Here is a 13,219-nt window from a genome sequence, read left to right as displayed (position 1 = left end):
GGCGAGTGCGTGCGCAAGGAACTGGCCTGCCCGCAAAAATGCGAAGCGTTCATGGACGCGCGCGTCTGCCTTCGACGACACTGCCCGAAACCCGAACCGGAGACGCACACGCCATGAACGGCCACGCCTTGCTCAGCGCGAATCTGCTCATCGCTTATTCGGCGTATTTCGTCGGCACCGCGAGTCCCGGGCCGAGCAATCTCGCGATCATGTCGATCGCGAGCACGTCCGGGCGGCGCGCGGCCTTCGCGTTCGCGGCGGGCGTGATGTCCGGCTCCTTCTTCTGGGCGATGCTCGCCGCGCTCGGCCTCTCCGCCGCGCTGACGGCGTACTCGGGCTTTCTCGTCGGCGTGAAGATCTGCGGCGGGCTGTATCTGTTGTGGCTCGCGTTCAAGTCGGGACGCGCGGCGTTGAAGCCGCCGCTGCGCGCTTCGTCGGCGGATGCGCAAGGGCAGAGCGCGCGCAGGCTCTACGCGCGCGGCGCACTTCTGCATCTCACGAATCCGAAAGCGATTCTCGTGTGGATGTCCGTGGCGGCGCTCGGATCGTCGGCGGGGGAAGGGCCGGGACACATGCTCGTCGTCGTCGCGGGGTGCCTCTGCATCGGCGTATGCGTGTTCGGCGGCTATGCCGCGCTCTTCTCGATGGCCTCCGCGCGGCGCATGTACAAACGCATCCAGCGCGGCCTCGATGCATGTCTCGCGCTCGTGTTCGGCGCGGCGGGCCTGCGTCTGCTCACTTCGCGCGTGTAGCGGATTTGCCGCACTTTCGCGGTTCGGCTTTGCATCCGGACGATCGGCGGCTACGCTCAAGCCAGACGTCCGAACAATCGCGAGAACGATGCCGACCGACGATTCTTCCCGAAGCGCCCGCCCGATCCCGCACGAAACCGCCGCAGCCGCGTTCGTCCACATCGTCCGCGACGCCTTCGCCGCGCTCGGGCGCGAACTCGTCGCGATCAGGCCGACGCCCGCCCGTGCGCTCTTCGCCACGCAGGCGATGCTTTCCGTCGGACTTGCCGTCGCGCTCGCCTACGCTTTCCATTTGAGCAACATCTGGTGGGCCGCGATCAGCGGCTTCGCGGTGATGCAGTCGAAATTCTCGGCGTGCGCGCAACGCGGCGTGCATCGCGTGGTCGGGACGATCGCCGGCGCGCTGATCGGCGCGGTCGCCGGGCCGATCATCGGCGACGTGCCGTGGCTCTTCGTGCCGCTGCTCGGGGCGATCGTCGGGATGTCGGTGTATCGGGCGCTCGTTTCCGATGCGGGCTACGCGTGGGTGCTCGGCGGCGTGACCTCGCTCATGGTCACGTTCGAGGCGCATCGGCTCGAATCCGCGGCGGCGACGGCGTCGTTTGCGCTCTTGCGCGTCGCCGAAGTGATGGTCGGGACGGCCGCGTGCGTGGCCGTGTCGGCGCTTGTGCATGCGGGCGTGCAGCACTATCGCAAGTCGCGCGGCGCGCCGCCGGTGCCGCGCGCGCAGGCGGCATCCACCGTGGATCGCGTCGATGGCGTCAACGCGCAAACCGTCACCGTCATTCCTTCCGATGCCGCCCGCGCCGTGCAGGCGCTCGACGCGACGCACCTCGCGCGCGCCGAGCAGACCGCGCTCGCGATGCGCAAGCGGCTCGCGTGGCAAGGCGCATGGTCGGTGATGATCCTCGCGGCGATCGCGTATGCGTGGAATCTGCCGGGCTTCGCGCAGGCGATGGTGACGGCGGTTGCCGTGCTGATCTTGCCGACATCGGCGCTCGGCAAGCCGACGCGAAAGCCGATCGCCGAGCGCATGATTCAGCGTTTCATCGGCTGTCTGCTGGCGGGCGCGGCGAGTCTCGCGCTGTTGCCGCTACTCGGCGACAACGCGTTCGCCTGCATGATCGCGCTATGCGTGGGCGTGTGGATCGGCTGTCATGTGCAGACGGGCACGCAGGGCGCGAGCTATGTCGGACGGCAGTTCAGCATCGCGTTCATCATGGTGTTCGTGCAGGACCACCATTGGTCGTCGGACCCGATGCCCGCGCTGATGCGGCTCGAAGGCATTCTCGCGGGCATCGTGGTGTTGTCCGCGGTGATGGCCGCGGGCGCGGCGTGGGCCTCGAAACGGGGGCCGCACGCCGCGATGCGGTGAATCAGGCTTCTTCCGCCCAGGCGAGATTCTCGCGCGCCATCAACGCGCTCGAAGCGGCCGGGCCGAACGTTCCCGCCGTATAACCGCGCGGACGGTCGCCGAGTTCCTTCCAGCCGTTGAGAATCGGCTCCACCCACGTCCATGCCGCTTCCAGTTCGTCGCGCCGCATGAAGTGCGTGAGGCGGCCGCGAATCACGTCGATGAGCAAGCGCTCGTACGCTTCCGCGCGCCGCTGCGTCATGGCCTGCTGCAGGTCGAGATTGAGCGTGACGGGCTGCATGTGCATGCCGCTGCCGGGTTCCTTCGCCATCATCTGGAGTTGGATCGATTCTTCCGGCTGCAGCGTGATCGTCAGGCGGTTGCCGTAATGGCGCGGGCCTTCGGGGATGATCGAGAACGGCAGGTCCGCGAAGTCGATGACGATCTCCGAGCGGCGATTCTGCATGCGCTTGCCCGTGCGCAGGAAGAACGGCACGTTGGCCCAGCGCCAGTTGTTGATATGCGCGCGCAGCGCCACGAAGGTTTCCGCGCGGCTGTCGGCGGGCACGTTCTGCTCTTCGAGATAGCCCTTCACCGCCTCGCCGCCGACCGCGCCCGCCGTGTACTGGCCGCGCACGGTGTCGCGTGCGATATCGGCGACGGTCATCGGCCGCAGCGACTTCAGCACCTTCAGCTTTTCGTCGCGCACGGCGTCCGGATCGAGCGAGACGGGCGGCTCCATCGCGACAATGCAAAGCAGTTGCAGCAAGTGGTTCTGCACCATGTCGCGCAATGCGCCGGTGTGATCGTAGAAGCCCGCGCGGCTGCCGACGCCCACCGTCTCCGACACCGTGATCTGCACGCTCTTGATGTACGGCGCCTGCCACAGCGGGCCGAAGATCGCGTTGCCGAAGCGCAGCACCATCAGGTTCTGCACGGTTTCCTTGCCGAGATAATGGTCGATGCGATAGATCTGCTCTTCCTTGAAGTGCTTGCCGACCGCATCGTTGATGGCGCGCGCCGATGCGAGATCGTGGCCGAGCGGCTTTTCAAGCACGACGCGGGCGTTTTCGTCGAGAATGCCGGCGTTATCGAGGTTGGTGCAGATCGTCACGAACAGTTCCGGCGACGTCGACAGATACAGCACGCGCTGCGAGCCAGGACGCACGGCCTGTGCGAGACGCTCGAAATCGCCGGGATTCTCGACGTCGATGCGCACGTAATCGAAGAGCGCGAGAAATTTGTCCCACGACTGGGCATCGAAAACCTTGGAATCGATGAAAGGGCGCGCCTGCTCTTCCATGAAATTCTTGAGGTAATCCTCGCGCGTCCAGTCCTTGCGGCCGATGGCGAGAATGCGCGTGTCCGCGGGCAGGTTGCAGTGCGTGTGCGCCATGTAGAGCGCCGGCAGCAGCTTGCGCGCCGCCAGGTCTCCGCCGCCGCCGAAGATGATCATGTCGAGCGGGCGTTCATTCACGGGAGAAGTTGGATTCGTCATGGTGCGTGAGCCGGTAAGGGTTCAGATAAGCCGAAAGCGCGGCGATCGAAGCGATCGTTCGAGACAGCTATGTTGCATGTTTTGCCGGCATTTTGCACGGCAGTCGTGCTAACGGCCGTTCGATTCGGCGAGCGATGGACGATTTGTCACCGAAGACGTGTTTGTTTAACGCGCTCAGCGCAACGATTCGTTCGCGCGCAGCGTCGTCACGGCGAGGTCGAGAAATGCGCGGACCTTCTGCGTGACGTGACGCCCTTCGCGATGCACGAGATGGATCGGCAGGGGCGGCGTCTCGAACTCCGGCAGCACGATTGCGAGACGCCCGTCGGCAACGTGTTGCGCGATCTGATACGACAGGAGCCGCGCGATGCCGAAATCCGCGAGCGCGGCGGCGATGGCCGAGTCGTTGGTGGTCGTCGTCAGGCGAGGATGCGAGCGCACGAGAAACTGCCGCTCGCCGTCGGAGAGACGCCATTCCGGGGGCGTCGACGAACCCGTCGACGCAATCACGACATGCTCCGCGAGATCGTCCGGATGACGTGGCGTGCCGTGCTTCGCGAGATAAGCGGGCGAGGCGCACAGCACGCGCCGCACGCGCCCGACGTTGATCGCCTGCAACGACGAGTCCGGCAATTGCGCGATCCGCACCGCCACGTCGATGCCTTCATCGACGAGATTCACCACGCGATCGACGAACCAGCAGCTTGCGTCCGCTTCGGGATAACGGCCCAGATAATCGAGGACGATCGGCGTGACGTGCAGGCGGCCGAACATCACCGGCGCGGTGATCGAAAGCAGTCCGCGCGGCGAGGAATGCGTGCCGGTCGCGGAAAGTTCGGCGTTATCGATTTCGCCGAGAATGCGGCGGCAGTCCTCGAAATAGCCGCTGCCGGCGTCGGTGAGACGCACGACGCGTGTGGTGCGCGTGAGCAGGCGCACGCCGAGATGTTCTTCGAGTTCCGTCACGACGCGGCTCACGACCGACGGCGACACGTCGAGCTTGCGCGCCGCCGATGCGAAGCCGCCGGTTTCGACCACCGTGACGAAGGTCGTCATTGCCTGTAAACGGTCCATGGGAAAGCACGAGACATGCAGGCTTGAGATGCCGTGCATTCTCACGGATATGCGCGCGGGGCACAATCGTTACAGATCGAGTTCGAGCGTGTCTCCATCGGCGGCGGGCATCGCGCAGCAGATCAGCGCTTCGTCATCGCCGACATGAAACGCCGGCTCGCTTTCATACGACACCGCGCCTTTCGCGATGCGCGTCCGGCATGTGCCGCAAGTGCCGCCGCGGCAGTTGAACTCGGGCGACAGACCGCTCGCTTCGGCGAGTTCCAGCAAGGTGCCGCTGCCCGGCTGCCATTGCGCGCTCGCGCCCGACTTCAGGAATTCGATCTTCACGGGCTCGGTCGCGGCGGGACGCATCGGCTTGACGTCGGCGCCGCGATCCGCCGTGCGCTTTAGCGCCGATGGACCGAACGCTTCCGCATGCACGCGCGCATCGGCGACATTGAGCGCGCGCAGGCCATCGTAGATCGACTGCATGAACGCGCCCGGCCCGCACAGATAGAAGTCGTAGTCGTTGAAGGGCAGACGGCTCGTCAGCAGATCGATGTCGATGCGCCCGGACACGTCGTAATCGCGGTCCATTTGCGCGCCGTTCGTGTCGCTGAGCACGCGGATCACGGTCACCGCGCCGCCCGCGCTCTGCGCGAGCGCATCGATTTCGCGCGAGAACGCGCGGCTCGCGAGCGAATGCGCCGACACGATCATCCACACCGGCCGCACGCGGCGCTTCCTCAAGCCTTCGTAGACGATGTGCCGCAACATCGCGAGCATCGGCGTGATGCCGACGCCCGCCGCCATCAGCACGGCGGGACGCTGCTCGAACGGATCGATCGTGAAGTCTCCGGCGGGCGCGCGCGCCTCGATGACGTCGCCCGCTTTCAGCGTGTCGTGCAGATGTGCCGACACGCGCCCGTCGCGCTTCACGCTGATGCGATACACGCCGTCCGACGGCGCGACCGACAGCGTGTACGTGCGAATCTGCGGTTTCGCCTCGCCCGGCAGCGTCACGCGCATCGGCAGATGCTGACCGGCCTTGTGCGGAACGATGCCCGCGCCATCGGCGGGTTCGAGATGGAACGAGCGGATCGCATCGCTTTCATCGACGATTCTGCTCACGCGAAACGCGCGCCACACGTTCGCGAGCGTGGACGCCTTCAGGCGCTCGGCCACTTGCGTCCAGTCGCCGGTCATCAGCGAATTGGGCGATGCGCCGTCGCTGCGCGCTTTCCATCGCAAGGGCAGCGCCTCGGCGCGATACACGATGCGGCGCGGCGTGAAGCGCCACAGCCGTTCCGCGCCCTGAAATGCGGCGGTTTCGGGCGAGTCGAGCAGCACTTCCGCGTCGCCCGCGAGCTGCAGCATGTCGCCGGTTTCGAAGTCCGCGAACACGAGTCCCGCGCGAGCGTTCACGAGAATGTTGCCGAGCGTGTTGAAGAAGAGATTGCCGGCGAAATCGGGAATCGTGAGCGAGCCGTCGTCCGACAGACGCACGAAACCCGGTTTGCCGCCGCGATGCGACACGTCCACTTGCCGATGCCCGTCCTCGCGATCGAAATACGACGCGACGAAGAACGTATCCGCGCCCGCGATCATCGCTTTTGCGCGCGGCGAAAGGGCGTCGGATTCGAGCGGCTCGACCGGCGACGGCAAGGAAGGATCGCGCACGAACTCGAAATCGCGCAACTGGATGTACTGCGGGCAATTGCCGAAGCTCTGTTCGACGGCCACGTCGAACGCGAGGTTCGCGCCATCGCGATGAATCACGCCGTTCATCCGATTGCGGCGGCGCGTGTGCATTTCGATGCCAAGCAGGCCGATCGACGCGCCATCGTGCATGCCGGCGTCGGCGGGATCGAGCGGATCGCGGGCGGGGCTCATCGACAGCGTTTTGGCATCGGTCGCGTGCATGAAGCCGGGATGCCCGGCGAGCAGCGTCGCCCACGGATCGCCGCGTTCATCGACGGAACCGGCCACGATGAACGGCAGTTGCCCGAAGAACTGGCGATGCTGATCCGGCATGTAATCGCGCACGACGCGCCGGCCGACGCCGTCCATGCGCTCGTCGACGCCGAAAGCCTTCTGAATGGCGAGTTCGCCGCGATGCCACGGCGAGGGCGTGGCGACCTGTTTGACATTGCCAAGCGCGGAAGCGGACATGATCGTATGCCTCTTCGATTCGGGCGCGGCGGCACGGCGCGAGCCGGCCGCCGCGCTCCCTTTACGCCGCGAGACCCGCGGCCGTCTTTTGGAACGGAACGAAACCCTTCAGCGCTTCGACGCGCTTCAGCCACGCGTTCACGTTCGCGTAGGCGGAAAGGTCGACGTTGCCTTCGGGCGCGCTCGAGATATAGCTGTAGAGCGCGACATCCGCGATGGTCGGGTGCGCGGCGGCGGTCTCGTCGATATCGGCGATCCAGTCGCGATTCGCCAGTTCCGCGTCGAGCACCTTGAGGACGTTGTACGCGCGGGCGATGACTTCGTTCGCGTCGAACTTCGCGCCGAACACGGTGATGAGACGCGCGGCGGCGGGACCGAACGCGATCTGCCCGGCCGCGACGGAGAGCCAGCGCTGCACGGCGGCGGCTTCGGCGGGCGTTTCGGGCAGCCACTTCGTGTTGCCGGCTTTTTTCGCGAGATAGACGAGGATCGCGTTCGAATCGGCGATGACCGTGTCGCCATCGACGAGCACGGGAATCTGGCCGAAGCGGTTCAGCTTCAGATAGTCGGGCGTCTTGTGCGCGGCGGCGGCGAGATCGACGAACGCTTCTTCGTGTTCGACGCCCAGCAGATTCAGGAAGAGACGCGCGCGGTGCGAGTGCCCGGACAGCGGATGGTGATAGATCTTCACGGCAGATTCCCTGATTCGGTTGATGGCCGGGAGACGTCCCGTCCTGTGAATCGAGTATCGGTTCTTGCCGCGATGAGGAGAATCCCGTCGATTTTCAAATCACCATTCTCGAAACGAGAATGGTGAGCGCGCTTTCGGTGCGCGGACCCACGTCATTTATTCGCCGCGCGGCACGTTCGCCTTGTTGCCGGCGAGCGGCGAACCGTATCCGCCGCTGTTGGCGTTGTTCGGCAGGCCGTTGACGAGCTGCGCGCGCGGATCGCTCGGATTGAGATTGAGCTCGCCGGCCTGCGCGTTGCCGTGCGTCGGGTATTGACTGCCGAGCGGCGCGTTCGGCATGAGCTTGGTGCTGTTTTGCGGCGCGTACATGTCGGTTTCGGCGCTCGGATGAAGCTGCGCGAACGCCGATGTGACGGCGAATGCCGATATGACTACGACTGAAGCGCGGATCGCGTTCATGGCGGACTCCAATGCAGAGCGTGATTCAGTGTAGTCCGCGCGCCGGTGCATTGGCCGATCACCCTTCTTACAACCAGACCAGCGTTTGTTCCGGCGCGCTCGCTCCCGTATTGCCTCACCATTGAACCGATCGCAGCCGAATTTGAATCCCGGAGGCGCTCACCTTATTCGCGGCGAACGGCTTATCGACGGCACGCGTCTTGCATAATGCAACGTTGCTCCGGCCTGCGCACTGGCCGTTCCACGCCGACCACACACTAAAAGCGAGCCGTTTCCATGCCGCAAGCACCCGGGCCGCGCCGGCCACCCGCGAAGATCCTGCCGCCGGAAGCGCCCGGCGTGCGCGCGCTGGCGTCGCTCGTGACAGGCGTCATCGTCATTTGCGCGCTGTACTTCGGCCGCGCGGTGATGATCCCGATCATCCTCGCGATTCTGCTGAGCTTTCTGCTCGCGCCGTTCGTCGATTTCCTGCGGCGGCTGCGCTTCGGGCAAGTGCCTTCCGTGATCGTCGCCGTAGTGGTCGCGCTGTCGGTGCTGACGGCGGTCGGCGCGCTGATCGGCGCTCAGGTCGCGCAGCTCGCGGGCGACCTGCCGAAGTATCAGGTCGCCGTCGAGCGCAAAATCGATTCCGTGCAGAAGATGACTGTCGGCCGCGCCGATGAGTTTCTCGGCCGCGCATCGCGCGCGCTGAAGCGGATTTCGCCCGCGCGCGAGCAGGAGCCGAAGAACGAGGACAATCCGGCCGCTTCGCCGATCGACCAGCCGATGCCCGTCGAAGTGCACGAGCCCACGCCGACGCCGCTGGAACTCGCGCAGCGCTTTCTGTCGCCGATCATCAGTCCGCTGGAAACCACCGGCATCGTGCTCGTGGTCGCGGTGTTCATCCTGCTTCAGCGCGAAGATCTGCGCGACCGGCTGATACGGCTTTTCGGCTCGCGCGACCTGCATCGGGCGACCACCGCGATGGACGAAGCCGCGCGGCGCCTGTCGCGCTACTTCCTCGCGCAGCTCGGCATCAACGTGGGCGTGGGCATCGTCATTTCGATCGGGCTCGCGATCATCGGCGTGCCGGGCGCGCTGCTCTTCGGCGTGATGACCGCGCTTCTGCGCTTCGTGCCGTATGTCGGAACGTGGATCGCGGCGATCGTCGCGGTCGTGTTCGCGGCGGCCGTCGGTCCCGGCTGGGCGATGCTCGTGTGGACCATCGTGCTCTTCGGCGTGACGGACATCGTCGCGGGTCAAGTCGTCGAGCCGCTGCTGTACGGGCATAGCACGGGCCTGTCGCCGTTCGCGGTGATCGTCGCGGCGATTTTCTGGAGCTGGATCTGGGGGCCGATCGGCCTCGTGCTCTCGACGCCGCTCACGCTCTGCCTCGTGATTCTCGGCCGCCATGTCGATCGCCTCGAATTTCTCGACGTGCTGTTCGGCGACCGGCCCGCGCTCACGCCCGCCGAGAACTTCTATCAGCGCCTGCTCGCGAACGATCCCGACGAGGCGCTCGTGCAGGCCGAGACGTTGCTCAAGGAACGCTCTCTGATCGCGTATTACGACGATGTCGCGCTCGAAGGCTTGCGCTACGCGCATAACGACGTGCTGCGCGGCGTCGTCACGGCGGATCAGTTGCGGCGCATCAACGAGTCGGCGCTCGACATCATCGAAGGGCTGGAGGATGCGGAGGACACGGCCGTCACCGTCGCGCCGAAAGAGGACTTGCCCGCGAGTTTCGAATCGCCCGACGACGGGCCGCGCATCGCGCCCGAGACGCCGCCCGCGCGCTTCGATGCGCAGAAGGAAGGCCACACGGCGTCGGTGCTCTGCATCGCGGGGAGAAACGAGCTCGACGATCTCGCGGCGACCATCGCCGTGCAGCTGTTTCGCAAGCACGGCCTGTACGCGGACCTCGCGGGCTACGAGCGCTTTTCGCGCGGACGCTTCGGCGAGGTCGATCTCGCCGGCGTGACGATCATCTGCGTCGTGTCGTTCGATGCCGCCGAGTCGCCGCCGTATCTGCGCAACCTGCTGCGGCGTCTGCATCAGCGCGCGCCGTCGGCGGAACTGATCGTCGGCTTGATCTTCCCCGAAAGTTCGCTGCAAGGCGAAGTGCTCGTGCGTACGAGTTCGGCGGCGGTGTCGTTCAGGGAGCTGGTCGAAGCGTGCGTGGCCGCCGCGCGCCGCCAGTCCGCCGACGGCGTGCCGTGGGCGGGCCTCAACGACGCCGGCGATGAAACCGCGCTGAACGGCCCGCGCGAGAACGTGGCGATTTAGCGGTTGCCGTCGAACAGATCGTTGAGCATGGTGTCGAAGGCGGCTTGCGCGTCTTCGAGTTCCTGAAGCGCGGCGTCGAAGGTCTGCAGCGCCATCTGCGAAGGCCGGCCGTCGCCTTCGGGCGGAAACTGCTTTTGCAGCGCCAGGAAAGCGGACTGAACCTGGCGCGTCGCGTTGACGATACGTTCCATCGCTCGCGCTTCTTCCGTGCGATTGTTCTCAGCGGTCATCGGAGACACTCCTCGTGGGCAATGTCCGATAGTACCAAGCGATCCTAAGCCTTCGCCACGGTAAAGAGGCGCACGGCTTCGTCGAGCACGACCGCGCGTTCCGCGAGGCGCTGCGCGGTGGCCGCCGCCTGCTCGACGAGCGCGGCGTTCTGCTGGGTCGAATCGTCGAGATGCGCGACCGCCTGATTCACCTGCGCGATGCCCTCGGCCTGCTCGCCGCTCGCCTTCGCGACTTCCATGATGATCGCCGATACGCGGTTCACCGCTTCGTCGATGGCGCGCATCTGGCTCGTCGTGCGCGCGACGAGGCTCGTGCCTTCCGCGATCTGCGCGACGCTCGTCGCGACGACGCCTTCGATTTCCTTCGCCGATGCCGCGCAGCGCTGCGCCAGATTGCGCACTTCGGTCGCGACGACCGCGAACGAGCGGCCCGCTTCGCCCGCGCGCGCCGCCTCGACGGCCGCGTTGAGCGCGAGGATGTTGGTCTGGAACGCGATGCCGTCGATGACATCGGTGATGTCCGCGATGCGCCGCGACGCCGCCGTGATGCCTGCCATCGTCTGCTCGACCTGGCTCGCGATGCGCCCGCCGTCGTCCGCCGCGGCCTGCGCTTCCTTGACGACTTCCAGCGCGCGCACGGTGGCGTCGGCGTTGCCTTGCACGGTCGTCGTGAGCTGATCCATCGTCGCGGCCGTCTGTTCGAGCGATGCCGCCTGCATCTCCGTGCGGCGCGACAAGTCCGTGTTGCCGCTCGAAATCTCGTTGGCGGCCTCGAGCATGCCGCCGATCTGGCCGCGCACGTCGAAGACGATCGCCGCGAGATTCGCCTTCAACTGCCCGAGCGCGCGCTGCACGTCGCCGAGATCGTCGTGACGCGCATCGGGCATGTCGGCGGTCAGATCGCCCGCGGCCATGCGCGCCGCGAAACCGGACATCGTGCGGACGGGCGCATCGACCTGACGCGAAAGCGCGAGCCAGCCCACGAAGCTCGCAACGGAACTCACGCCGAGCGCGATCCAGAAGGGCAGCGGCGGCGCGCCGCGCCATCCTGCCAGCGCCGCGACCAGCATGCTGACGGGCACGGCGGCGAAAGCCGTGGCGAGACGCGAACTCACCGGCAGGTTCGCGAGCGCCGCGAGCTTGCCCGCGATGCCGTTCTTCACGAGCGCGCCGCGCACGAGGCGTCGCGACGCGTTGCCGGCCTTGATCTGCGCGTAGAGCGCGGTGGCGTCGCGGACTTCATCGCGCGTCGGCTTCACGCGCACGGAGAGATAGCCGACGACCTTGCCGTGGTCCATCACCGGCGTGACGTTCGCGCGCACCCAGTAGTGATCGCCGTTCTTGCGGCGATTCTTGACGAGCGCGGTCCACGAGCGGCCGGCGCGCACGGTCGACCAGAGATCGGCGAACGCTTCGCGCGGCATGTCGGGATGGCGGATGAGGTTGTGCGGCTGGCCGATCAGCTCGTCGCGCGAGAAGCCCGACACCGACACGAAAGCCGGATTGCAGTACTGGATGTTGCCGGAAAGGTCGGTGGCGGAGACGAGCATCGCCGAGGCGGGGAATTCGAACTCTTGCTGGGTTACGGGCTGATTATTGCGCATGGTGTCCTTGATTCTTCTTCGCGTCGCGCGCCGCTTTTCGAAGGCGGCGCGCGTCTTATTACAAGGACATAACGGCGATTGGCCCCACAATCTTTAGGGGAATCCGACTGAAACGCTCAAGTGTGGCGATTTGTCGCCGATAGGGGCGCGTTAGTTACTGCGCGCTCCATCCGCCGTCGATTTGCAGCGCCGAGCCGCGCATTTCGCTGGCGGCATCGGAGCAGAGGAACACGGCCATATCGCCGATCTGCTGCGCCGTCACGAATTGCGCGGACGGCTGTTTGTCGCCGAGCAGCTTGGCGCGGGCCGCGTCCGGCGTGAGCGAGTCGCGGGCGGCGAGATCGTCGATCTGTTTCTGCACGAGCGGCGTGAGCACGAAGCCTGGGCAGATTGCGTTGACGGTCACGCCGGTGCGGGCGTTTTCGAGCGCGGCGACTTTGGTCAGGCCGAGAATGCCGTGTTTCGCGGCGACGTACGCCGATTTGCCCGCCGAGCCGACGAGCCCGTGCACCGACGCGATATTGATGACGCGGCCCCAGTTGCGCGCGCGCATTTGCGGCAGCGCGACGCGCATCGTGTGGAACGCCGAGCTGAGGTTAATCGCGATGATCGCGTCCCAGCGATCGACCGGGAATTCGTCGATGGTCGCGACGTGCTGGATGCCGGCGTTGTTGACGAGGACATCGACGGCGCCGAATTGCTCGTTTGCGAAGGCGATCATCGCTTCGATTTCTTCGGGCTTCGTCATGTCGGCGGGATGGTGGACCGCTTTCACGCCGGTGGCTTCGATCTGCTTCAGCGCGCCTTCGATATCGCCGAAACCGTTGAGCACGAGATTCGCGCCTGCCTGTGCGAGTGCCGTCGCGATGCCGAGGCCGATGCCGCTCGTCGAGCCGGTGACCAATGCCGTCTTGCCGGCGAGCGCTTTGTTCAATGCGGTTTGGGTCATATGCGGGTTTTTTCCTTCTTTCCGGAGTTTTGATCGGGTTCTGCGGAGTTTGGTGTGTTGGCTTGCTGTGCGTAAATTAGGGTTTTTTCTTTTTTTTCGCCGGATCCCGTGATCGTGTCGGTCTATTAGCACTGCCCCTGTGCGGGGCGGCACTCACTTTCTTTGCTGCTGCAAAGAAAGTAAGCAAAG

General features: G+C 65.8%; 11 protein-coding genes. 3 read left to right on the top strand and 8 right to left on the bottom strand.

Annotation, left to right across the window (positions count from 1 at the left end; all coding sequences use genetic code 11):
• The first annotated feature begins 113 nt into the window (after positions 1 to 113).
• Positions 114 to 752, top strand: a complete 639-nt coding sequence (locus NCS02_RS20285; RefSeq protein WP_175982348.1) for a LysE family translocator — start codon at positions 114 to 116, stop codon at positions 750 to 752.
• Between the two features lie 88 nt (positions 753 to 840).
• Positions 841 to 2,127, top strand: a complete 1,287-nt coding sequence (locus NCS02_RS20280) for an FUSC family protein (RefSeq protein WP_175982347.1) — start codon at positions 841 to 843, stop codon at positions 2,125 to 2,127.
• A 1-nt stretch (position 2,128) separates the two neighbouring features.
• Here the strand turns inward: NCS02_RS20280 and zwf are convergent, their stop codons facing one another.
• The 5 genes from zwf to NCS02_RS20255 form a co-directional block, all read right to left on the bottom strand.
• A complete protein-coding gene (zwf, locus tag NCS02_RS20275; protein WP_033535836.1) occupies positions 2,129 to 3,604 on the bottom strand; it encodes a glucose-6-phosphate dehydrogenase in 1,476 nt (491 codons plus the stop codon).
• A 174-nt stretch (positions 3,605 to 3,778) separates the two neighbouring features.
• Positions 3,779 to 4,678, bottom strand: a complete 900-nt coding sequence (locus NCS02_RS20270; protein WP_008354248.1) for a LysR family transcriptional regulator — start codon at positions 4,676 to 4,678, stop codon at positions 3,779 to 3,781.
• 69 nt (positions 4,679 to 4,747) lie between these two features.
• Positions 4,748 to 6,832 carry a 2Fe-2S iron-sulfur cluster-binding protein gene (locus tag NCS02_RS20265; protein WP_250503183.1) on the bottom strand — a complete coding sequence of 695 codons (2,085 nt, stop codon included), beginning with the start codon at positions 6,830 to 6,832 and terminating at the stop codon, positions 4,748 to 4,750.
• Between the two features lie 61 nt (positions 6,833 to 6,893).
• Positions 6,894 to 7,523 carry a glutathione S-transferase family protein gene (locus NCS02_RS20260; protein WP_250503182.1) on the bottom strand — a complete coding sequence of 210 codons (630 nt, stop codon included), beginning with the start codon at positions 7,521 to 7,523 and terminating at the stop codon, positions 6,894 to 6,896.
• A gap of 156 nt (positions 7,524 to 7,679) precedes the next feature.
• A complete protein-coding gene (locus NCS02_RS20255) occupies positions 7,680 to 7,982 on the bottom strand; it encodes a hypothetical protein (protein ID WP_008354251.1) in 303 nt (100 codons plus the stop codon).
• 276 nt (positions 7,983 to 8,258) lie between these two features.
• Between NCS02_RS20255 and NCS02_RS20250 the strand changes: the two genes are divergently transcribed.
• Positions 8,259 to 10,247, top strand: a complete 1,989-nt coding sequence (locus NCS02_RS20250; protein WP_250503181.1) for an AI-2E family transporter — start codon at positions 8,259 to 8,261, stop codon at positions 10,245 to 10,247.
• On the opposite strand, the gene NCS02_RS20245 is transcribed toward NCS02_RS20250, so the two are convergent.
• The 3 genes from NCS02_RS20245 to NCS02_RS20235 form a co-directional block, all read right to left on the bottom strand.
• Complete coding sequence (locus NCS02_RS20245) at positions 10,244 to 10,477, bottom strand: hypothetical protein (protein ID WP_008354254.1); 234 nt, start codon at positions 10,475 to 10,477, stop codon at positions 10,244 to 10,246. The two genes, NCS02_RS20250 and NCS02_RS20245, sit on opposite strands and share 4 nt — an antisense overlap.
• 44 nt (positions 10,478 to 10,521) lie before the next feature.
• On the bottom strand, positions 10,522 to 12,081 hold the full coding sequence (locus NCS02_RS20240) for a methyl-accepting chemotaxis protein (protein ID WP_175982344.1): 1,560 nt from the start codon (positions 12,079 to 12,081) through the stop codon (positions 10,522 to 10,524).
• A 154-nt stretch (positions 12,082 to 12,235) separates the two neighbouring features.
• Positions 12,236 to 13,030, bottom strand: coding sequence for a 3-hydroxybutyrate dehydrogenase (locus NCS02_RS20235; protein WP_008354256.1), 795 nt, complete (start codon positions 13,028 to 13,030; stop codon positions 12,236 to 12,238).
• Positions 13,031 to 13,219: the final 189 nt, after the last annotated feature.

Origin of the sequence: Caballeronia sp. NCF2 (assembly GCF_023631205.1) — a bacterium.
GTDB classification, from domain to species: domain Bacteria; phylum Pseudomonadota; class Gammaproteobacteria; order Burkholderiales; family Burkholderiaceae; genus Caballeronia; species Caballeronia zhejiangensis.
The sequence above is the reverse complement of the archived record's forward strand: the minus strand, read 5'-3'. Positions and strand labels throughout refer to the sequence as shown.